This is a genomic window from Kingella potus (genome assembly GCF_900451175.1).
GTDB lineage: Bacteria > Pseudomonadota > Gammaproteobacteria > Burkholderiales > Neisseriaceae > Neisseria > Neisseria potus.
The window spans coordinates 338,985-360,110 of sequence record NZ_UGJJ01000002.1; the positions used below are offsets into that span (position 1 = coordinate 338,985).

General features: G+C 60.0%; 16 protein-coding genes. 5 read left to right on the forward strand and 11 right to left on the reverse strand.

Going from position 1 to position 21,126, the window contains the following annotated elements:
* Positions 1–403: 403 nt before the first annotated feature.
* The 6 genes from DYE40_RS08155 to mltG all read right to left on the reverse strand — a co-directional run bounded on the left by DYE40_RS08155 (position 404) and on the right by mltG (position 9,856).
* Positions 404–1,861, reverse strand: coding sequence for a porin family protein (locus DYE40_RS08155; protein WP_115308618.1), 1,458 nt, complete (start codon positions 1,859–1,861; stop codon positions 404–406).
* Between the two features lie 717 nt (positions 1,862–2,578).
* The gene (locus tag DYE40_RS08165; protein WP_115308620.1) at positions 2,579–3,106 is read right to left on the reverse strand and encodes an REP-associated tyrosine transposase; all 528 of its coding nucleotides are present in this window, start codon (positions 3,104–3,106) and stop codon (positions 2,579–2,581) included.
* Between the two features lie 688 nt (positions 3,107–3,794).
* Positions 3,795–4,688, reverse strand: a complete 894-nt coding sequence (locus DYE40_RS08170) for a Slam-dependent surface lipoprotein (RefSeq protein WP_172461241.1) — start codon at positions 4,686–4,688, stop codon at positions 3,795–3,797.
* 210 nt (positions 4,689–4,898) lie between these two features.
* Positions 4,899–8,156, reverse strand: a complete 3,258-nt coding sequence (locus DYE40_RS08175; RefSeq protein WP_115308622.1) for a TonB-dependent receptor domain-containing protein — start codon at positions 8,154–8,156, stop codon at positions 4,899–4,901.
* A 507-nt stretch (positions 8,157–8,663) separates the two neighbouring features.
* Positions 8,664–8,855: a hypothetical protein gene (locus tag DYE40_RS12310; RefSeq protein WP_147286614.1), complete on the reverse strand. Its 192-nt coding sequence runs from the start codon at positions 8,853–8,855 to the stop codon at positions 8,664–8,666.
* Between the two features lie 8 nt (positions 8,856–8,863).
* A complete protein-coding gene (gene mltG, locus DYE40_RS08180; protein ID WP_115308623.1) occupies positions 8,864–9,856 on the reverse strand; it encodes an endolytic transglycosylase MltG in 993 nt (330 codons plus the stop codon).
* Positions 9,857–10,007: 151 nt separating this feature from the next.
* On the opposite strand from mltG, the gene DYE40_RS08185 reads away from it, so the two are divergent.
* Complete coding sequence (locus DYE40_RS08185; RefSeq protein WP_115308624.1) at positions 10,008–10,424, forward strand: DUF4870 family protein; 417 nt, start codon at positions 10,008–10,010, stop codon at positions 10,422–10,424.
* A gap of 904 nt (positions 10,425–11,328) precedes the next feature.
* Here DYE40_RS08185 and speD read toward each other — a convergent pair.
* The 4 genes from speD to DYE40_RS08205 form a co-directional block, all read right to left on the reverse strand.
* Positions 11,329–11,682 (reverse strand): adenosylmethionine decarboxylase, encoded by a 354-nt coding sequence (gene speD, locus DYE40_RS08190; RefSeq protein ID WP_115308625.1) that lies wholly within the window; start codon positions 11,680–11,682, stop codon positions 11,329–11,331.
* Positions 11,679–13,346 (reverse strand): DUF4178 domain-containing protein, encoded by a 1,668-nt coding sequence (locus tag DYE40_RS08195; protein ID WP_115308626.1) that lies wholly within the window; start codon positions 13,344–13,346, stop codon positions 11,679–11,681. Before DYE40_RS08195 ends, speD begins: the two co-directional genes overlap by 4 nt.
* Positions 13,347–13,768: 422 nt before the next feature.
* Positions 13,769–14,791 carry an SPFH domain-containing protein gene (locus DYE40_RS08200; RefSeq protein WP_115308627.1) on the reverse strand — a complete coding sequence of 341 codons (1,023 nt, stop codon included), beginning with the start codon at positions 14,789–14,791 and terminating at the stop codon, positions 13,769–13,771.
* A gap of 28 nt (positions 14,792–14,819) precedes the next feature.
* Entirely contained in the window at positions 14,820–15,218 is a 399-nt protein-coding gene (locus DYE40_RS08205; protein ID WP_115308628.1) for a DUF350 domain-containing protein, read from the reverse strand.
* A 201-nt stretch (positions 15,219–15,419) separates the two neighbouring features.
* Between DYE40_RS08205 and alr the strand changes: the two genes are divergently transcribed.
* The 4 genes from alr to DYE40_RS08225 all read left to right on the forward strand — a co-directional run bounded on the left by alr (position 15,420) and on the right by DYE40_RS08225 (position 18,879).
* Complete coding sequence (gene alr / locus DYE40_RS08210; RefSeq protein WP_115308629.1) at positions 15,420–16,475, forward strand: alanine racemase; 1,056 nt, start codon at positions 15,420–15,422, stop codon at positions 16,473–16,475.
* A gap of 52 nt (positions 16,476–16,527) precedes the next feature.
* Positions 16,528–17,661, forward strand: coding sequence for a succinyl-diaminopimelate desuccinylase (gene dapE / locus DYE40_RS08215; RefSeq protein WP_115308630.1), 1,134 nt, complete (start codon positions 16,528–16,530; stop codon positions 17,659–17,661).
* A gap of 80 nt (positions 17,662–17,741) precedes the next feature.
* Positions 17,742–18,386 (forward strand): alpha/beta fold hydrolase, encoded by a 645-nt coding sequence (locus tag DYE40_RS08220; RefSeq protein WP_115308631.1) that lies wholly within the window; start codon positions 17,742–17,744, stop codon positions 18,384–18,386.
* A 76-nt stretch (positions 18,387–18,462) separates the two neighbouring features.
* Positions 18,463–18,879: a hypothetical protein gene (locus DYE40_RS08225; RefSeq protein WP_115308632.1), complete on the forward strand. Its 417-nt coding sequence runs from the start codon at positions 18,463–18,465 to the stop codon at positions 18,877–18,879.
* A 621-nt stretch (positions 18,880–19,500) separates the two neighbouring features.
* Here DYE40_RS08225 and DYE40_RS08230 read toward each other — a convergent pair.
* Entirely contained in the window at positions 19,501–21,051 is a 1,551-nt protein-coding gene (locus DYE40_RS08230; RefSeq protein ID WP_115308633.1) for an L-lactate permease, read from the reverse strand.
* Positions 21,052–21,126 lie beyond the last annotated feature (75 nt).

The following is a 21,126-nucleotide window of genomic DNA, read 5'->3' on the forward strand; positions in this document are numbered from 1 at the left end:
GTGTTTTTTGTTTTTCAGACGGCCTCTGCCGTTTGTTCCCTCTCCCGCCTGCGGGGGAGGGTTAGGGTGGGGGCTGCTGTCGCTCGGCAGACATTTGCAGGAAAGCAAGGCGGCAGGAAAAGCGGTTCTGCAAACCACCACCCCCTCCCCAACCCTCCCCCGCGCGAACGCAGGGAGGGAGTAGGTTTGTTGCGGGGCGGGTGTTTTCAGACGGCCTTTGCGGTTGGGGTAGGGTGTGTGGCTCTGCCACGCACGCGTTTTTTTGTTTTGGGAACGGGGTGTCTGTTGCGGCGGTTTGGGGACGCGTGCGTCGCTTTGGGCGACACACCCTACGGAGACGCCGCGTCGGGTTGGGATACAGGCTGAGTTTTTTGTTTTTCAGACGGCCTCTGCCGTGGTTTTGTTAAAACGCATATTGCAGTTTGAAGGTGATTTCGTTGCGTTTGTAGCGGTTTACCCACGAGGTGCTGTGGTTGGAGGTGCGTTTCAGGGAGAGGACGGGGATGAAGCCGCGCAGGGCGGGGCGGTCGTATTTCAGGTCGATTTGCATGGTGCGTTCGGAATCGCGGCGGCGGGTGTCCAGCCAGGCGTGGTAGTCCTGATAGGCGGTTTGGCGCAGGGTGGCGAGCAGGGTTGCGCCTATGCCGGATTGGAAGCGTTTGTCCAAGCCGAGCCGCAGGCCGTGGCGGCGGTAGGAATCGACTTTTTCGCGGCTGTTTTTGCGCAGGTAGTCGTAGCCGCCGAAGAGGACGGCGTTTTCCGTCAGGGCGTAAACGGCGGTGGCAAAGAGCAGGGTTTGCGGGCCGTTGAAGTGGCGGTAGCCGCCACGGTAGCGGTCGTATTTGTGTTCCGCCTGAACGGCCAGCGAGGCTTTGCCGGCGAAGGTGCGGCTGTATGACGCGCTGATGCCCGCGTTGCTGTCCTGCATCGCGCCGCCCGACCAGTCGTATTGGAGCTGCGGGCCGATGCTGAAAGAGGTGTCTTTGTTTTGGAAGCTGTACGCGCTGCCGAGGCTGACGCTGTGTTCGGCGTATTCGCGCTGCTGCGGATAGATTCTGCCCAGCGCGTAGCCGGAAAACTGTATGCCGTGGTGGCCTTGGAGCGAGATGCGGCGGCCGGCGGCGGCTTCGTATGCCCATGCGCGGCCTTCGATTGCGTCGGGCGTTTTGACCGGCAGCCATTCGCTGCGGCAGGTAAGGTTGCCGTGTGCGTCGAGTATCGGCTGCCCGTTTGCGTCGAAGCCGCAGCTTTGCTGTTCGCGCAGTATGGTGGCGGCGGAGGAGCGGTTGATATTGGAATCGTATCCCGCGCCGAGGGAAAGCGAGCCGTTCCATGCGTCGCGTTCGGCCAGCGCGGCGGAGAAGCCTTGGATTTTTTCGTTTACCGCAGGCCGTTCGGGAATGTCGGTGCCGGCGAAAAGCGCGGCCGATTCCCTGTTTTGTTTGTCGGCAAACAGCAAACGCGCCAAATCGAGCTTGGCGCGGACAAATTGCGGATTGCTTTGGTAAAGCCTGCGGTACAGCGCGATCGCGCCCTGCATATCGTTGCGGAACAGAGCCAGATTCGCTTCGGCAAACAGCACCATATCGGGATCGGCATCGGGCTGCGTTTTGTAGATTTCCAGCAGGCGCAGGGTTTCGGCTTCGTTTTGCGCGTTTACCGCCTTCATCAGAGCCAGCGGCAGATCGTCGGCCTCCTGCGGCGCGGCCGTGCCGAAAGACAAATCCCCCACTTTCTCCCCCTCCTGCCGCTGCTGCCGCGCTTCGATGCCGTATTTCAGTTGCAGGCGGGTGTCTTCGTTGTCGGCGAGGACGGACAGCGGAGCAAACAGCAGAGGGAGGAAAAACAGGCGCGGATTCATGGGTTTCGTGTGGGCGGATTTTGTTGTGTGGTTTCAGGGGACGCGTGCGTCGCCTTTGGGCGACACACCCTACGTGTTTTTTCAGACGGCCTTTGTGGTTTGGGTAGGGTGTGTGGCGCAGCCACGCACGCGGTTTTTGTTTTGCGGCGGGTGTGTCTGTTGTGGTACTGGGGGACGCGTGCGTCGCCTTTGGGCGACACACCCTACGTGTTTTTTTTCAGACGGCCTTTGTGGTTTGGGTAGGGTGTGTGGCGCAGCCACGCACGCGTTTTTTGTGTTTGCGGCGGGTGTGTCTGTTGTGGTACTGGGAGACGCGTGCGTCGCTGGGACGATACACGCTACGTGCTAGCCTATACGGGTTCTTACTTGCTTTTTGGGAACGCGTGCGTCGCCTTTGGGCGACACACCCTACGTGTTTTTTCAGACGGCCTCTGCGGTTTGTGTAGGGTGTGTGGCGTAAGCCACGCACGCGGTTTTTGTTTTTGCGGCGGGGTGTGTCCGTTGCGGGGTTTGGGGGACGCGTGCGTCGCCTTTGGGCGACACACCCTACGTGTTTTTTCAGACGGCCTCTGCGGTTTGGGTAGGGTGTGTGGCGTAAGCCACGCACGCGGTTTTTGTTTTGCGGCGGGTGTGTCTATTGTGGCGGTTTGGGACGCGTGCGTCGCTTTTGGGCGACACACCCTACGTGGGTTCTTGCGCGGGTGTTCCGTTATTTTGCTATTCGCCGAAGTTCATTATTTCCGTTTCCCGTGTTCCGCCCCAATCGGGTGGCAGTATTCCCGCGCGGACGAGGCGGTGGAACGATGAAAACGGCCAGTCGCGCACGGTAGCGGCGAAGCCGTGTCTGACCGGGTTGAAATGGATGTAGTCGGCACACCGCTGCAAATCGGTTTCATCGCGCACGGTGTGTTCGTAGAAACGCCGCTGCCAAATGCCGCGCTCGCCGCGCCGCAGTTTGCTGGCGGAGCGGTCGGCGGCGGGCAGGTGTGCGGAGAAGCGGCTTTTTATCAAACGCCAGCGCAGGGAGTAGTCCGCATCGCCGAGCGGCAGCGTCCACACGGAGTGCAGGTGGTTGGGCATGACGCAGACGGCAAGTGTTTCAAAGGGATACATTTTGCATACGTCGGTATAGGCCGTGCGCAGCAGGCCGATGTGTTCTACCAGCAGACGGGATTTCGGGTCGGCCAGTTTCACGGTAAAGAAAAAGGTGCCGCCCGCGACGAAATTGCGGCGGTAGCGCGTCATGGTGTGTCCGTTTGCGAATCAGGCGGGATGGTGCGGATTATAGGCCGTCTGAAAAGCGGGGTTTGGGTTTTTGGGGTGTGGTTTTGTTTTTTGAGTCGGGTTTTGTTGCGGGGTTTGGGGAACGCGTGCGTCGCCTTTGGGCGACACACCCTACGTGCTAGCCTATGCGGGTTCTTACTTGCTTTTTGGGGACGCGTGCGTCGCTTTGGGCGACACACCCTACGTGCTAGCTCTGCGGTTTGGGTAGGGTGTGTGGCGCAGCCACGCACGCGGGTTTTGTTTTTGCGGCGGGTGTGTCTGTTGCGGTACTGGGGGACGCGTGCGTCGCTTTGGCGACGCACGCTACGTGCTAGCCTATGCGGGTTCTTACTTGTTTTTTGGGAACGCGTGCGTCGCTTTGGCGACACACCCTACGTGCTAGCCTATGCGGGTTCTTGCTTGGTTTTTGGAACGCGTGCGTCGCCTTTGGGCGACACACCCTACGTGCTAGCCTATGCAGGGTCTTGCTTGGTTTTTGGGACGCGTGCGTCGCTGGGGCGACACACCCTACGTGGGTTTGGGTTTTGGGTTAAAAAGGCGGGCGGAAAGTTTTTTCCGCCCGTCGGTCATGATTGTCCTGTAAAAATAAAAATTTATTTCTCTTCCATTTTTTTTTGTAAACAAGGTGTTGTTTGTTTGAATCAATTGCTTATTTCTTTGCGCCGCCGTATGCGGTGTTCAGTTTTTTATCGTTGAACTGGGCGATGCCGGCGAGGCCTGCGGCGTTGTTGCCGAAGAATTTGCCCGAGGTGGTGCCGTTTACGCTGTTGTTGGCGACGGCTTTGCCCGAGAAGGCGGCTTGGGCGGTTTGGATGTTGGCGTTGATGCCGAGGGTTTTCAGGTCGCCGCCTGCTCTGGACAGGGTGCCGGTCAGCGTTTTTTTGCCGAAGTCGGCTTTCAGGTCGCCGCGCAAGACAGCCGTGCCTTGTTCGTAGTGCTGGTTGATGCCTTTAACGTCGTAGGTGGCGGTGCCGCTGGTGGGCATTTTGGCGGTTTTGCCTGTGCCGCTGTAGAACACGGTGTAGTTGTTGGTGGCAACGTTTTTATTGACGGCACTCGCACCGGACTTGGTGTTGTCCCAGTCGCCGAAGTACACGTCCAAATCGCCCACTTTGGCATAGGACATGCGGCCGAGGTGGGAATGGTCGGGCATTTTGGGGATGTTGTCCCACAGCAGGCCTTTCATTTTGTACATATGGGCTACGGTTACATTGTTGCCGTCTTGACCCAAGATGCTTTTGGCAAACCATCTGACCATAATATTGCCGGCGGTTTTGTCGATTTTGGCAAAGGAAACATGCTTGTTGTTTGCCAAGCCCTTGCTGTTATTTGTTGTAGCATTTTCATCGTGGACATAAATGGCGGCTTTGCCTTTGTAATCTCCGCTGTCTACAACAGATACACCAATGTGTTTTTCGCTATTGATTGTATTTGCTGCGGATGTCGCACCATCGGGATTGGATTCAAATTTATCCGGTAACGCATATACGGAGGAAGCAGCAAATACAGTGGCCAAAGCGGCAACCAGTTTCAAATGTTTCATGATTAAACTCCTTAAAAAGAATAAAGATTTAAAAAAAACAAACTCAACGTGTCATATGCGGGCATCCGAATCAGACGGTTTTAATTCGTATTCCCTCATTGGCAGGCGAATTATACAGCAAGTTTTTAAGTGATTGTAGGAATTTTTATCTCTAAAATAAGAAAAAAATTTTATTGCTTAATTTGGTAAATTTTTAGTAATAAATTTTATTTAGAACCTTGCTGTCAGGCCGAAGCGCAATGTTCTGCCGGGTGCGGGCATATAAGAGGGGCTGAGTGGATCGAGATAATAGCGATCAGTCAGGTTGGTGCCGACCAGTTCGGCGGTTACGTTTTTATTGATTTTATAGCGGATATATGCGTCGTAGGTAGCGACAGGCTGCCATTCCTGGCCTGTAATGCGAAGTCGTGATGAGGTGCCGTTGTACTCCCTGAATTTATCCCGCCAATGATTCCATGCCTCGTCGCGGTTTTTCTTAATGCGGCTGTGGTAGTGGAAGCGCAGCCCCGTTTCCAGCTTTTCGCCGAAGAAACGTGCGCCCAAATCGGCGTTGATAGACCAGCGCGGCTGCAGGGCGGAGGCAAGATAGCCGCTGCTGCTGAGGCCGCCGTGGTTGCAGGAGGGCGTAGTAACCGTTTCCCCGTTGTGTACCCATACGAGGTCTCCATCGGCATATGCAGCGGTGCTGTCGCACATTTCGTTTTTAATATTACGCAATATGCCCAGTTCGCCGAACAGGCGGCCGCTGTCGAAGCGGGCGGAAAGCTCCACGCCGGTGCGCACCTGTTTGTCAAACTGCTCAAATTCCAGGTTTTCGTCGCGGTCGATGATGTTTTTGGTTTTGTTATGGAAGTAGTTGATGCGGAAATCGGCGCGGCGCATTTTGGGCAAAAGGCCGGTGAGGTCGTGGATGTAGCCGACTTCCCAGTTTTTGGCGTGTTCGGGCTTCCAGCCGTAGCCGGCGCGGGCAAATGTGCCTGCGGCGTTGGAAAAGCCGTAGGTGCCTTCGAAGATGCTGGGGTAGCGCAGGGTTTCGGTGTAGCGCAGATAAGCGCGGGCGTGGTCGGTGAGATTGACGGTGGCGGAAAAGGCGGGCGCCCAGCCGCCGTCGCTCTGCCGCTGGGCGCGGCGGCGTTCGGCGGCAGTCATCGGGGTTTTATAGTGTTCGATACCCCCATGAGGATATTTGTTTACCATAGGCCGACTGTTGGGATCGTTTGGATCATAAGCGGGATTTTCAACCTGCGCGTACAGATCGGGAATGCTGCCGTTCAGCAAAGGTTGGTCTTGAAGGTTCAAATGGCCTGTTTGATCTTTATTCCATTCAAAAATCAATGGTCTCGCCAATTCAGGCTCAAACGTATTTACCCAAGGTCTGTTAATTACGGGAACGCCGTTCTCAACACTAATAAAATTGAAGTCTCTTTCACTAAAATCATCCCCATTATTCCTTGCCTCGACTGCCCGAAGATGGGCGGCATATTCGTCTCTTGTGGCTACACGGGTTAAATGAAACTTGATGCCCCGATTCATCGCAAGCGGTTCCCCCCATTTGTCCACGCCTTCTTTCAGCATTCTGCCGTCGTCGTTGATGCTGAAGCGGGTGTAGCGCGCGCCTGCGGTGAGGCTGAGCCATTCGGCGGGCTTAAAATGAAAATTAAAGCCCAAATTGGCTTCATGTCTTCTGCCGTTACGCGGCAATCCGTATCCGTTTAGTTCGTAGTTGGCCCTTATATCGTCGCGCTCTATTTCCTCCCTATATTTGTCGTAGCCCCTCCAGCGCAGTTCGTCGGAATAGTTGTCGCGCGATCGGAGCTTTTCGTATTGGTAGTCGCCCATGACGGTGAGGTCGAGCTTGGGGGTGAGCTTCATGCGGTTGGAGAAGGTGAAGCCGTTGCGGTCGTTTTTGGCATAGTAGGCCTGGCCTTGGATGGTGTTGAAGCGGCCGTCGGTGTTGGGGGTGATGGGATCGACGCGGGGCTTGTTTTCGGGGCTGATGCCGTTGTCGCGCAGATACTGGCGTTCGGCATCGCTGAGGTTCGGCCATTGCCGCATCAGCTCACGCCATACGCCGACTTCGCTTTCGTAGCGGCGGTGAAATTCGCGGTCTTCGTAGAGGGTGTCGCCCGGGGAGCCGCCGGCGGTGTTGGTTTTGGATTTGGTGCGGGTGGTCCAGAGGGTGGCGTTGAAGTCGATCCAGCGGCTGTTTTCGGGCTTGAAGGCGTAATCGATGTTGGCGGAATTCTGTTTCACCCAGGAGCGCGGCCATTCGGCGATTTTGTTGAGGTTTTCATTGTTGGAGATGGGGCCGATGATGCGGGAGGGCATCACGTCGCCAAATTCGGTGCGGGTGCGGCGCAGGCCGAGTTTGACGCTTTGGCCGTGGGGCAGGCGGAAGGTGGTTTTGCCTATCCAGGATTCGGTTTCGAGCGAGGTGTTGGATACTTCGCCGCCGGGGTGGAAGAAGAGGCCGACTTTGGCGATATTGGGCGCGCCGAGCATGTTTTCGCTGCCCCAGAAGCTTTCGCCGCGATCGCGGGCTTCATCCGCCAGCCTTTGCAGCTCGGCGAGTTTTTCGGGGGTGAGCGGGCCGATGTAGCCGTAGCGTTCCGCGCCTTTTTTGCCGGAGAAGTAGTTGCCTTTGCTGCGGTAGGCATAGGCGAGCATGGCATCGAAGCTGTCTTGCTTGGTGGCGGCGGCAATGCGGTAGGCTTTGTCTTTGAGGAATTTGCTGCGGCCGGAGAAGCGTTGGTCGATGCGGTCGGTGTCGTCGAGCAGGGCGCGCCAGATGCCGCCGGTGGCTACGGAAGGCTCGGGCAGGGTGCGGTAGTCTACGGAATCTTCGTAGGCATTTTTGCGCCGGCGGATGGAGTTGTTGGAGGTTTCGAGTTTGACTTCAAGGCCGTATTTCTGCCCTTCGGGGACGATGTCGTCGGCATCGATGGTTTTCATGGCCACGGAGCCGCCGATGCCGCTTTTCACGTCGCGGCTGAGGGAGGGGCCTTTTTCGGCATAGACGCTGCCGATGAGGTTGGGATCGACGTAGTTGCGGTTGTTCGCGCCGGCGTAGCCGCGCCATACGGTGATGGCCTGCTCGGTACCGTCTACCGTTACGGGAATACGCCCCTGCCCCTGCACGCCGCGTATGTTGGGATCGATCGCGCCGCTGTTGCGCGCGTCGCCGCTGTATACGCCGACCATGCCGCTGAGAAGATCGGAGACGGTGTTGCCTTTGAAGGTTTCGACTTCTTCTTTGCCTTTGTAAAGATTGACGATTTCGCGGGTGTAAACGCGATCCTCGCCGCGCTGGTCTTTGCCGCGCGCGCTGCCTTTCACCGTTACCGCATCGAGGGCGGTGGATTCGGCGGGGGTGTCTGCGCTGTTTGCGGCAAAGGCGGGGGCAATGCCGAGCATTCCGATGCAGGCGGCCAGGGTGGTGAGGCGGGTTTTCGCTTTGCTGTGTTTCATGATGTTGTCCTTTGTATGGAGACGGAAAAATATGCGGGATGAGCTATGCCGCACAGCTATTGATTAGTAGTGATTTCTTTTCTGTTACCAGGGGTAATTGTAGCGTTTTTTTAACGTGATACAAACACATTCAGGCGTGTTTTTACATTTGTGTGCGGTAAAAAGGCCGTCTGAAAACTTTGGTGGCGGTTTTCAGACGGCCTCTGACATTTGTTCCCTCTATTCGCTCTTCTGCTTACGGGGCCGGGGGCTTTTGTTGTTTGGCTGATGTGTGCAGGGTGGGCAAAGCGGTTTTGCAAACCGCCACCCCCTCCCCAGCCCTCCCCCGCGCGGGCGCAGGGGAGGGAGTAGGTTTGTTGCGGGGTTTGGGGGCGCGTGCGTCGCTTTGGCGACACACCCTACGCGGGGATGCGGGGTTGGCGGTGTTTTTTCAGACGGCCTTTGCGGTTGGGGTAGGGTGTGTGGCGCAGCCACGCACGCGGTTTTGTTTTGCGGAGGGTGTGTCCGTTACAGGTTTGGGACGCGTGCGTCGCTTTGGCGACACACCCTACGCAGGGATGCGGGGTTGGCGGTGTTTTTCAGACGGCCTCTGCCGCTAAGGTAGGGTGTGCGGCTCTGCCACGCACGCGGTTTGGAATACGGAGAAAGGCCGTCTGAAAACCTGTTTGCAGTTTTCAGACGGCCTCTTTGCTTATGCACGGCGCGGGCTATTTCTGTTTGAGGATATAGCGGCGCACGGCGGTGTTGTGTTCGTCGAGCGTATGGCTGAACGCGCTTTTGCCGCTGCCGTCCATTTGCGAAACGAAGTAGAGGTATTTGGCCGCCGAGGGGTGGGCGGCGGCTTCGAGGGCGGCTCTGCCGGGCAGGGCGATGGGGGTGGGCGTGAGGCCGGGGCGGGTGTAGGTGTTGTAGGGGGTGTCGCGTTGCAGGTCGGCTTTGCGGATGCGGCCGTTGTAGGCCTTGCCCATGCCGTAGATGACGGTGGGGTCGGTTTGCAGCTTCATGCCGGTGTTGAGGCGGTTGACGAACACGGCGGCAACGTCGCGGCGGTCTTCGGGATGGCCGGTTTCCTTTTCGATGATGCTGGCGAGGATGAGCATTTCGTAGGGGGTTTTGTAGGGCAGGCCGCTTTGGCGTTCGGACCAGGCCTGGTCGAGGTTGCGCCGCATGGTGCGGTAGGCGAGGCGGTAGATTTGCAGGTCGCTGCCGCCTGCGTCGGTTTCGTAGGTGTCGGGGGCAAACAGGCCTTCGGGGCTGCCCGTGGCTTCGGGATCGACGGCTTTGAGGATTTGCTCGTCGCTCCATGCGGCGGTGTCGTGTTGCAGGTCGGCGGTTTGGTTGATGATCTGCCGCATTTGGGCGAAACGGCTGCCTTCGATGATGCGGACGCTTACGGTGTCGCTGTTGCCTTGTTTGAGGCGTTGCAGGATTTGCCAGGCGGATACCCGCTGCGGCAGTTTGTAGTTGCCCGAATGCAGTTTGTTGTGGATGCCGAGAAAATAGGCGGCGGCGGTGATGATGTGGCGGTTGTAGACGATGCCGTCGGCTTCGAGACGGGCGGCGGCGGCGGAGATGCCCTGCCCGCCGCCGATTTTCAGGCGGTAGGGTGCGGAGTGGGTTTTGGGGGCGAAAAGCAGGAATGCGGCAGCGGCGGCGGCGAGGAGGAAAAGTGTGAAAACGGTGTAAAACGTTTTTTTCATAAGGGGATGCAATCGGGGGAAAAGGGGTGGCGCAGTATATAAGCAAAGGCGGGGGCGGGCAATTTCAGACGGCCTGTTTGCTTCGGCGCGGCGGCGGGGGTAAAGTGTGGCGTGTTTTACGGCAGCCGCAGCAGCGGCAAAAGGATGGTTTATGAACAGACCTTATCGAGAGCGCGAAGGCGATGTGATTGATGTGGAACCCGTTTTGTCGGAAACGCGGCAGCCGGATCCGCGAGGGGAGCGGCAGCGCAATTATATGTATGCGGTGTACGGGCTGTATGCGGCGAGTATTTTTACGGTGGGCCTGGCGGCGGTGGCGGGCGCGGTGGTGGCCGCTTTGAAACAGGACGAAATGGCGGGCACCTTTTACGAAAGCCATTTGCGCTATCTGATCCGCACGTTTTGGGGCGCGCTGATCGGGTTTGCCGTGGGCGGGGTATTGTCGGTAATCCTCATCGGGATTCCGATTGTCTGGCTGACGGGCGTGTGGTATGTGTTCCGCGTGGCCTACGGCATCGTGCGCCTGCTCGACGGCAGGCCGGTTACGCCTACGGGCTGGCTGATGTAATGCCCCGAGCCCGCAAGCGGCTTTTCAGACGGCCTCTGACGTTTTAGGTGGGTGTGTGGCTCTGCCACGCACGCGGTTTTGTTTTGGCAATGCGTGGGGGTTGTTGTGTGGTTTCGGGAACGCGTGCGTCGCTGTGCGACACACCCTACATTGCTCCAGACGGGTAATGCTGCCGTTCGGGTAGGGTATACCGCCCAAGCGGCGCACACGGTTTTTGCAAACGGAGGTGCTTGGCGGAATAGGAAAAATGAGGCCGTCTGAAAAACATTTGCAGTTTTCAGACGGCCTCTGCTGTTTGTTCCCTCTCCCGCCTGTGGGGGAGGGGTAGGGTGGGGGCTGTTGCCGCTGGGCAGACATTTGCAGGGCAGCAGGGCGGCGGGCAAGGCGGTTTTGCAAACCGCCGCCCCTTCCCCAACTCTCCCCCGCGCGGGCGCAGGGGAGGGGGTGGGTTTGTTGCGGATTCGGGGACGCGTGCGTCGCTTTGGGCGACACACCCTACGGGTGCGGTCGGAGGATTGGGCGATAGAACGGCAGGCCGTCTGAAAATGGGGTTTTGTGTTTTCAGACGGCCTGTGCCGTTTGTTCCCTCTTCCGCCTGCGGGGGAGGGTTAGGGTGGGGGCTGTTGCCGCTAGGCAGACATTTGCAGGGCAGCGGGCAAGGCGGTTTTGCAAACTGCCGCCCCTTCCCCAACTCTCCACCGCGCGGGCGCAGGGGTGGGGGTGGGTTTGTTGCGGGGTTTGGGGGACGCGTGCGTCGCTTTGGCGACACACCCTACGGGTGGGGGCTGGGGTTTTGGAGGTGGAACTGGAGACCGTCTGAAAACGGGATTTTGTTTTTTCAGACGGCCTTTGCTGTAAATATGGGGACGCGTGCGTCGCCTTTGGGCGATACATTCTACGGGGGTCAGAGGGCCTCGCCGCGTATGATGCTCTGCCAGCGGCTGCGGCGGGCGGAGAGGCCTTGTTCGATGGTGCGGCGGGCGGCTTCGGCGGGCATTTTGCCGCAGAGGAAGATGTCGGCGGCGGCGTAGCGGTGTTCGGGCCAGGTGTGGATGCTGATGTGGGATTCGGCCAGCAGTAGTACGCCGGTTACGCCGCCTGCGCCGCCGAAGGTGTGGAAGCGGCTGTGCAGTATGGTGGCGCGGGCGGCGGCGGCGGCTTGGGCGAGCAGGGTGTGCAGGCGGTCTGCGTCGCGCAGGATGCTTGCGTCGCAGCCGTAGAGGTCGAGCAGGCCGTGGCGGCCGGGGGGGAGGCTCATTTGTGGCCTCCTACGAAGCCGCCTGCGCCGTAGCCGCCGCCGCCGTAGCCGGATGTGCCGCTGCTGTCGGAGGCGGGGAGGTAGTTGAAGGCGGTGGTGAAGAGGATGAGGAAGGAGCCGATGATGATGTAGGCGGTGCGGCTGCCGATCATGCTGGTGCCGTCTTCTTCGGAACGGCCGCCGAGCCGGTAGAGGCTGTAGGCGGAGAGGAGGGTGATGATGATGTTGCCGTCGTCGGCAATCAGGGCGGGCAGGTTGAGGACTGCTAGGGCGGCGATCATGGTCCAGACAAGGCCGGGGTTGGTGTCGGATTCGCCGTCGGTTTGGGCCCGGCTGTGTTCGAGGCCGAAGGCGCGGGCGATTTCGCGGCTGTCTATCGGTTCGGACAGGCTCCATGCCATTTCGGCGGTGGAAAGCTCGGTGCAGAGTTTGCCGCGCCCGCTGCGGTAGTCGCTGTAGTAGTTGAAATCGCCGCTGCGGACGTGCCAGTAGAACGCGCCGGCGGCGTAGCCGACGCGGCTGCCGTAGTCGCTGATTTTTTCGCAGCCCTGGGGGCGGCCGTGGCGGTCGAGGCGCGGCCAGTCGCGCAGGGTACGGGAGGTTTCCCAGCCGCTGCTGCTTTCGATGAGCCAGAGAAAGCCGTTTACGGGATGGTAGAGCAGGTATTCGCGCCAGCGGCCGACGGGTACGGGGGCGAAGGGGCGTTTGAGGGCGTACATGAGGTCGAAGGCGGTTTGTGCTTCGTATTCGTCTTTGTGCAGTGCGCCGATGACGGTGTAGGTTTTGCCGCCGAGGGTGCCGCTGCTGCCGACGGGGAGGGTGAGCGCCTGCTGCTGGGCTTCGCGCATGGCGTTGGCTTCGATCAGCTCGATTTTGCCGCCGACGGCTTCGAGGTCGCTGCCGCAGGAGGGGCAGAGGATGTTGTCGGCCATGCCGCTGATCCAGTGGACGGGGGAACCGCAGTGGGGGCAGTTTTCCGACTGGCGGCTGCCTTTCAGACGGCCTGCGCTTTGGCTGATTTGGTCGGCGGTGCGGGTGTATTGGAGCCGGAGGTCGTCGAGTTTGACCGCGCTGCCGAGGTAGAAGGCGGGCGGGTTGTCGGAGTAGTCGGTGGTGAAGAAGATGTTTTCGCAACGCCAGTCGGCCACGCGGCTGGTGCGGTCGGCGGCAAGCTCGAAGGGGAGTTCGCCTTGGGCGGCGGCGTGGCTGAGGGTTACTTCGCGTACGTCGGAGGCGGTGAAGCGTTTGTTTTGGAAGTCGAAGGTGGTGAAGCCGGCGCGGATGCGGTCAAATTCGGGCAGGCGTGGCGGGGCGGGGGTGGGACGGGTGAAGACGTAGATGTCGCCGGCTTCGGCCAGCCAGCCGGTGCTGCCGTCGTCGAACAGGACGTACCATTCGTTCCATACGCCTGCGTCGTAGTGCATTTGCAGGCGGCCGATAAGGGAGAAGGGCTGCGTGCCCCAGCGGCCTTGTGTGCCGATTTGCAGGGGGCTGTAATCTTCGAGCAGGGCGGAGTCGCGGCCTTTGTCGGTTACGCCGCCGGCTTCGCGCACGAGCATGCTGTTGCAGTAGGGGCAGACGAGGGTAACGGCGGTGGCGGAGTGTGCGCCGACGGGTGCGCCGCAGCTCGGGCAGTCGGTGTGGAAAAGCGGTTCGCGGGTCATACGGTGTCCGTGGGCGGGCGGTGGGCGGTTTCAGACGGCCTTGCGGTTTTGCCGCGCCTGTTTGTGTCTGCAAGGGGGCGTGGGCGCGGTTGCCGAAAGACGGGGTGTTTTGTCTTTGTTTTTTGTTTTCAGACGGCCTGTTTAAGCGGCAGGGGACGCGTGCGCCGTTTTGGCGGCACACCCTACGTTTGTTTTAAAGGCCGTCTGAATTTGTGGTGCGTGCTGTGCTGCTTGTTTTCAGACGGCCTGTTAAGCGGCAGGGGACGCGTGTGCCGTTTTGGCGGCACACCCTACGTTTGTTTTAAAGGCCGTCTGAATTTGTGGTGCGTGCCGTGCTGCTTGTTTTCAGACGGCCTGTTAAGCGGCAGGGGACGCGTGCGCCGCTTTGGCGGCACACCCTGCGTTTGTTTCGGAGGCGGTTGTCAGCCGACGAGTTGTTTCAAGACTTCGGCTTTGGCTTTTTCGTAGTCGTCGGCGGAAATCAGGCCGTTGTCGAGCAGGGTTTTGAGCTGTTGCAGCTTGGCCTGCGGGTCGGCGGGGGTTTGTGCGGCGGCGGGTTGTTCCGCTGCCTGCGGCTGGGCGGCGGGGGTGATTGCGCCGGCCATCGCGCCGGCCATTGCCTGTCCGATGCCCGCGCCTACGCCTACGCCCGCGCCGAGGCCGGCGAGGCCGCCTTCGTTTTGCGCCGCCAGGGGGATGGCTTCGGCGGTTTGGAATTTGGTGTAGGTGTCGAGGTTGCCGACGATGCCCATGGAGATTTTTTTGTCGAGGGCTTTTTGGATGTTGTCGGGCAGGCTGATGCTTTCTACGGTGAAGTTTTCCAGCGTGATGCCGAGGCGGGCAAATTCGGGGGCGAGGACTTCGGCCAGCTTCTGCGACAGGAGTACCTGGTTGGCGGCCATGTCGAGGAAGGGGGTGGCGGCGTTGCCGAAAACGGCGGCAAGCTGGGTTACGGCGATGTTGCGGAGCTGTTGTTCGAGCAGGTGGCCGGTGTAGCTTTCGACTACGCCGCTGACTTGTTTGAAAAAGGCTTCGGGATCGCTGATGCGGTAGCTGTACATGCCGAAGGAGCGGATCTGCACCGCGCCGAATTCGGGATCGCGCACGGTTACGGGCTGGGCGGTGCCCCATTTGCGGGCAAGCTGCTGTTTGGTGTTGAAGAAGTAAACGTCTGATTTGAAGGGTGATTCAAATAGTTTGTCCCAGTTTTTCAGGTAGGTGAGGACGGGGAGGGTTTGGGTGTTGAGCTTGTAGGTGCCGGCGGCGAATACGTCGGCGGTTTTGCCTTCGTCCACAAACAGGGCCATTTGTGCTTCGCGCACGGTGAGGCTCGCGCCGTTTTGGATTTCCTGATCGGCAATGGGGAAACGCCAGACTAGGGTTTCTTCGTCGGGGTTTTCCCATTGGATGATGTCGATGAATTGCTTTTTAATGAAGTTGAACATGGCGTTTTTCCTTTGCTGGCAGACGGGTTTAAGAGAGGCAGGCGGCGTTGAGCAGGCCGGCGGAAACGGAGAATATGCCGAACAGGGCACCGACGGCGACATTGTTGGCGGCCAGTTCGTCGGCGGCGCGGACAATCAGGCGCGAGGCGGCGAAATAGACGGCGATTTGCAGCACGCCCGCGCCCGCGCCCCAGAGGACGAAGTCGGCAAAGCCGATGCTGTGGGCGATGCTGGACGCAAGCGGCAGGCAGAAGCCTGCGGTGGCACCGCCGAAGGAAAGGGCGCAGGCGAGGTTGCCGTTTTTGATGAGGTGCAGCTCGTTTATGGGGGTGGTTTTGAGGTAGATGGTGCAGAATGCGGCCAAAAGCAGCAGGGCGGCGGCCATATATTGGACATAAAGGGCATACTGGGAGAGGGAAACGGTCATGGCGCGCTTTCGTGTAAAAATTTGCGCGATTATGCCACAACCGGTTGTTTTACACGCCCGAAAGGCTTTTCAGATGGCCCTTTTTGCGTTTTTTTGCATCTTTAAAAAGGCGTATAATCCGCAGGCCGTCTGAAAGGGTTTTCAGACGGCCTCTGCATTGCGTTTTCCGACCCATTTCCATTCTGCAAAGGACAGCAAACCATGAGACCGCTCCGTGCCGAAATCCGCCTCGACCGCCTGCGCGAAAACTACCAAACCCTCCGACAAATCCACGGCGGCAAAATGCTGGCGGTGCTCAAAGCCGATGCCTACGGACACGGCGCATTGCGCTGTGCCTGCGCGCTGGCCGATATTGCCGACGGTTTTGCCGTAGCTTCGCTGGAAGAGGCTGCCGAATTGCGGCGCGGCGGCATCGCCAATCCCATTGTCCTGCTCGAAGGGGTGTTTGAAGCCGCCGAGTATGCGGAGGCGGAACGCTTGGATCTGTGGCCGGTGGTGGCCTGCCAGTGGCAGCTCGAAAGCCTGCTGGCGCACGATTGGCAGAGGCCGGTGAAGGTGTGGCTGAAAATGGATTCCGGTATGCACCGCGCCGGTTTCTTTCCGCACGAATACGCCCCGGCCTACACCGCGCTGGCGCAAAGCGGCAAGGTGTCCGACATTGTCAAAATCAGCCATTACGCCTGTGCCGACGAAGAAGAGCGCGGCATGACCGAAATGCAGACCGAAGCCTTCGACCTGGCCTGCGCCGCGCTGGCGGGCGAAGAGAGCCTGGCCAATTCCGCCGCCGCCGTCGCCTATCCGCAGGCGCGGCGCGACTGGGGCAGGGCGGGGCTGGCACTTTACGGCATCGATCCCTTTCTCGGACGCGACCCCCGCTTCAAGCCTGTGATGCGGCTGGTGAGCGAAGTGTTCGGCGAACGGGTGTTGCAGCCGCACGAGCCGATAGGCTACGGCGCGTCGTTTTACACCAAACGCTCCACCCGCGTCGGTCTGGCCGCCTGCGGCTATGCCGACGGCTATCCGCGCCGCGCCGCCACCGGCACGCCCGTTGCCGTCGAAGGCTGCCGCAGGCGCATCCTCGGCCGCGTTTCCATGGATATGCTCACGGTGGAACTGGACGGCAGCGAAGGCATAGGCAGCGAAGTGGAGCTGTGGGGCGATGTGGTGGACATCAACGAAGTGGCCGCCGCCGCAGGCACGGTGGCCTACGAGCTTTTGTGCAACGTCAAACGCGCCAAATTTGTCTATATCCAATAACACAGGCCGTCTGAAAACCGTTTTCAGACGGCCTCTTTCAGGAATCCCGAACATGACCGCCCTCGATCTCGCCAAACAACTCATCGCCCGACCCTCCGTTACCCCCGACGACCAAGGCTGCCAGCGGCTGATTGCCGAACGCCTGGCCGCCGTCGGTTTTACCGCCGAAGAAATGAATTTCGGCCACACCAAAAACATCTGGCTGCGGCGCGGCAGCGCAGCACCGCTGGTCTGCTTCGCCGGCCACACCGACGTTGTCCCGCCCGGCCCCGAAGCGCAATGGACTTCGCCGCCTTTCGTGCCGTCCGAACGCGGCGGCAGGCTGTACGGGCGCGGTGCGGCCGACATGAAAAGCAGCATCGCCGCCTTTGTGGCCGCCTGCGAAGCCTTTGTGGCCGCCTGCCCCGGCCACGGCGGCAGCATCGCCCTGCTGCTTACCTCCGACGAAGAGGGCGACGCGCGCGACGGCACGACCCGCGTCGTCGATGTCCTCAAAGCGCGCGGCGAAACGATAGACTACTGCATCGTCGGCGAACCCACCGCCGTTTCCGTGCTCGGCGACACCATCAAAAACGGCCGGCGCGGCTCGCTTTCCGCCAGCCTCACCGTCAAAGGAAAACAAGGCCACATCGCCTATCCGCATCTGGCCGACAATCCCGTCCACCGCGCCGCCGCCGCCCTAGCCGAACTGGCCGCCGAGCAATGGGACGGGGGCAACGAATACTTCCCGCCCACGGGTTTCCAAATCTCCAACATCGCCGCAGGCACGGGCGCGACCAACGTTATCCCCGGCGAGCTGCACGTCAGCTTCAACTTCCGCTTCTCCACCGAATCCGATGCCGACGGCCTCAAACGCCGCGTCTGCGCCATTCTCGACCGCCACCGCCTGCAATACGAAATCCGCTGGACGCTTTCCGGCCTGCCTTTTCTGACCGGCGCCGGCCGCCTGACCGGCTGCGCCCAGGCCGCCATCGAAAAAATCTGCGGTGTCCGGGCCCGGCTTTCCACCAGCGGCGGCACGTCCGACGGCCGCTTCATCAAAGACATCGCCCGCGAACTCATCGAGCTGGGCCCCGTCAATGCCAGCATCCACCAAATCGACGAACACATCGACACCGCCGCCGTCGGGCAGCTTGCGCGGGTTTACGAAACCATGCTTGCCGACCTGCTGGCGCGGCAGGCATAAAAGGCGCAAAACCGCGCAGTCGGGCGGGTTTGCGGCGGGCGTTTTCCAGCCCTGTTCCGCCACCGGAGAAAGGCCACACCATGAACGGACACATTTTGCTGCTGCACGGCATCCATATGCACGCCTGGATTATGTTTCCTTTTGCCCGCCTGTTGGAAAAACAGGGCTTTGCCGTGGAAACCTTCGGCTATTACAGCGTGTGGCAGACGCACGAGCGGCACACCGCCGCGCTGGCCGATACCGTGTGCGGCTTTTTCAGACGGCATCCCGACACACCGCTGCACCTGGTCGGACACAGCCTGGGCGGCCTTGTCCTGCGCCGTTTTGCCGCCGCACATCCCGATCTGGTGCGCGGCCGCATCGTTACCCTCGGCACGCCGCACAGCGGCAGTGCGGCGGCCGAAGCCGTCCGCTCATGGGGCGCGGGCGTGCCGCTGCTGGGCGGGGCATACCGGCAAATGCTCGACGGCAACCTGCCGCCCCTGCCCGCAGGCGTGGAGCTGGGCAGCATTGCGGGCAGCAAACCGATGGGCGTGGGGCGGATTTTCGGCCTGCACGGGGCAAACGACGGCACGGTGGCGGTGGCCGAAACCCGTTTCGACGGCATGGCCGGCCACATCGTACTGCCTGTTTCGCATACGGGGATGCTGGCCGACGAAGGCGCGGCGGCGCAGACGGCGGCTTTTTTGCGGCACGGGCGGTTTGCGCCGGAAGAGGCCGTCTGAAACCGCCGCCTTGCTTTCGGACGGGCTGAAAACCCCGTATCATCCGCATTGTTTTTTTTAAACGGAGTGTTACCCGATGAATGTAGTACGCTTTTTAATCTGCCTGGCGGCTGCGGCCTTGTTTGCTTGGAGCGGCTGGCAGGATATTGAAAACAACCGCCTGTTCGAGCAGGGCGGCGCGGTGGCGGTGGAGGCTTATGCGTCCACCAACGAATACACCGAAAACACGCTGTTCCGCGTGATTCCCGTCGGCGGCTACCGCACCAGGCTGGGCTATACCGAAGGCCGCTCGTTCGATGCCGGTATGCAGTCGATCAGCAGCGAGGAGCTGGAGCTGCTCAAACAGGGCAAGCGCATCCCGCGCGAATACGCCAAAGCCGAGCCGACGCTTATCCGCCGCCCGGGCGAGCCGTTTGATCCGACCAAGGAATTTGTTCTGGCGGCTCTGATTGCGCTGTCCGGCGTGTACCTGCTGTTTAAAAAAAGAAATTAAGCCCGACCGCCCGACAAAAGGAAGAGGCCGTCTGAAAAGCCGTTTGAATGCTTTTCAGACGGCCTCTGTGTTTTAAGGTAGGGTGTGTGGCGCAGCCACGCACGCGGTTTTTGTTTTGGCTGCGGGGATGTTTGTTACGGGCTTGGGAACGCGTGCGTCGCTTGGGGCGACACACCCTACGGATGTGGCTGCGTTGGGTTTGGAGGTATCGTGAGGATTCGGGCTGCGTTTGCGGTTTTCAGACGGCCTCTGTGTTTTAAGGTAGGGTGTGTGGCACGGCCACGCACGCGGTTTTTGTTTTGGCTGCGGGGATGTTTGTTACGGGCTTGGGAACGCGTGCGTCGCTTGGGGCGACACACCCTACGGATGTGGCTGCGTTGGGTTTGGAGGTATCGTGAGGATTCGGGCTGCGTTTGCGCTTTTCAGACGGCCTTTGTGTTTTAAGGTAGGGTGTGTGGCGCAGCCACGCACGCGGTTGGCAGTTATTGGGGAAAGGAGAGGCCGTCTGAAAACTTCGGTTGCGCTTTTCAGACGGCCTTTTCTATGTGCCGCGCCTGAAAAAACAGCCTGAAAACGGGTTTCCCGTTTTCAGGCTGTTTGCTGATCGCGCCGGCGGCCGTTTTACAAGGCCAGCCAGCCGAAGCAGTACACCGTAATCCCCGCGATGACGACATAGCCCAGCGCGTAGGGGATGGCCGCACGCAGGAACGCGCCTTCCTGTCCCTGCTGGTCGCAGGCGGCGGCGGCGATGGCGATGCTCTGCGGCGAGATGATTTTGCCGCCGGTCGCGCCTGCGGTGTTGGCGGCGGCCAGCCAGCTTTTATCGACATGAATCTGGTCGGCCACGGTGGCTTGCAGTTTGCCGAACAGAATATTGGAAGAGGTGTCGCTGCCGGTGGCAAAAGTGCCGATTGCGCCCACCAGCGGGGCAAACAGCGGATACAGCCCGCCTGTGGCGGCCACCAGCGCGTGGGCAATCACATTAATCATGCCGCTGTGGCTCATGATCGCGCTCATGGCAACCAGGCTGATGATGGTGGTGGCCGAGGCTTTCATTTTGACGGTGGTGGTGCCGAGGATCGACATCAGTTTGCCCGCTTTCACGCCCTGCACCAGCCCGCCGATAAACGCGCCGAGAAACAGCATCAGGCCGGCGTTGGACAGCCAGCCGAAGTTGAAGGTTTTGCCTTCGGCGTAAATCGGCAGGTGGATTTTGCTCACCAGCGTCGATTTCAGAAACGCGCTGAGCGGGCCGGAAAGCGGGCTGGCGAGGATGATAAACAGCAGGATGAAGCCGTACACCGCCCACGCCCTGCCGATCTGCGCCCAAGTGAAGCTGCCGCCCCTGCCGCCTTCGGTGATTTTCGCGTAGGCCACAATAAAGACGATACAGGCGATGCTGCCCAAAATCGCCGGCGTTTCCGCGCCGATGAAGTAGGCCGCGCAAAACTGCACCGCCAGCGAAAGCCCGCCGACTATGGCGGAGAGGATGATGTTGGAAACCAGATATTTGCGGCTGCGGTCGGTCAGAAACAGAATCACAAACGGCACCAGGAACATCAGCGCGGAAAGCTGGATGACGGTGTCGCCCGCTATGGCATGGGTCTGCGCGGCGGTTACTTCCGTGCCGAACACTTCTTTGGCCAGCGTTACCACCGGCACGCCCACCGCGCCGAAGCCTGTGGCCACGCTGTTGCCGATTAGGGAGACCAGCGCGGAAAAAGCCGGCTTGAAGCCCAGCCCGATCAGAATCGCCGCCGGAATCGCCACCGCCGTGCCGAAGCCCGCCATGCCTTCCAACAGGCCGCCGAAGCCCCATACAATCAGCAGCACCTGCAAACGCTTGTCGCCGGAAATGCTGATGAACTGCTGCTTAATCACTTCAATCTGTTTGCTTTCCAGCAGCACGTTGTAGCTGAACAGCGCCATCAGGATGATGATTAGGATGGGGAACACCGCTTTGAGCACCCCTTCGACGAACGCCCAGCCGACATAGGCGGCGGAATAGCCCTGCGGCAGCGTGCCGAAGCCGTCCATATTCGGTACGGCAAACACCGCCACCAGCGCGGCCGCAGCCAAAGCCAGGAGCGCGCTTTTGTCGCCGCTCATTTTCAGGCCTACCATCAGCACCACCAGCAGCAGGATGGGCAGGATCGAAAGCAGAATACTCATAATGTTATTTTCCTTTGGTTTTTCGCAATATTCGGAATAGTTTGGGTCAAAAAAGGCGCGATTGTAGCGTATTTT

Bases quoted from the DNA above. Each gene is read 5' to 3' on its own strand.
- DYE40_RS08170 (WP_172461241.1), bottom strand. From the start codon at position 4,688: ATGAAACATTTGAAACTGGTTGCCGCTTTGGCCACTGTATTTGCTGCT.
- DYE40_RS08230 (WP_115308633.1), bottom strand. From the start codon at position 21,051: ATGAGTATTCTGCTTTCGATCCTGCCCATCCTGCTGCTGGTGGTGCTG.
- DYE40_RS08185 (WP_115308624.1), top strand. From the start codon at position 10,008: ATGAACAGACCTTATCGAGAGCGCGAAGGCGATGTGATTGATGTGGAA.
- mltG (WP_115308623.1), bottom strand. From the start codon at position 9,856: ATGAAAAAAACGTTTTACACCGTTTTCACACTTTTCCTCCTCGCCGCC.
- alr (WP_115308629.1), top strand. From the start codon at position 15,420: ATGAGACCGCTCCGTGCCGAAATCCGCCTCGACCGCCTGCGCGAAAAC.
- DYE40_RS08225 (WP_115308632.1), top strand. From the start codon at position 18,463: ATGAATGTAGTACGCTTTTTAATCTGCCTGGCGGCTGCGGCCTTGTTT.
- DYE40_RS08205 (WP_115308628.1), bottom strand. From the start codon at position 15,218: ATGACCGTTTCCCTCTCCCAGTATGCCCTTTATGTCCAATATATGGCC.
- DYE40_RS08155 (WP_115308618.1), bottom strand. From the start codon at position 1,861: ATGAATCCGCGCCTGTTTTTCCTCCCTCTGCTGTTTGCTCCGCTGTCC.
- dapE (WP_115308630.1), top strand. From the start codon at position 16,528: ATGACCGCCCTCGATCTCGCCAAACAACTCATCGCCCGACCCTCCGTT.
- DYE40_RS08220 (WP_115308631.1), top strand. From the start codon at position 17,742: ATGAACGGACACATTTTGCTGCTGCACGGCATCCATATGCACGCCTGG.
- DYE40_RS08165 (WP_115308620.1), bottom strand. From the start codon at position 3,106: ATGACGCGCTACCGCCGCAATTTCGTCGCGGGCGGCACCTTTTTCTTT.
- DYE40_RS08175 (WP_115308622.1), bottom strand. From the start codon at position 8,156: ATGAAACACAGCAAAGCGAAAACCCGCCTCACCACCCTGGCCGCCTGC.
- DYE40_RS08195 (WP_115308626.1), bottom strand. From the start codon at position 13,346: ATGACCCGCGAACCGCTTTTCCACACCGACTGCCCGAGCTGCGGCGCA.
- DYE40_RS08200 (WP_115308627.1), bottom strand. From the start codon at position 14,791: ATGTTCAACTTCATTAAAAAGCAATTCATCGACATCATCCAATGGGAA.
- speD (WP_115308625.1), bottom strand. From the start codon at position 11,682: ATGAGCCTCCCCCCCGGCCGCCACGGCCTGCTCGACCTCTACGGCTGC.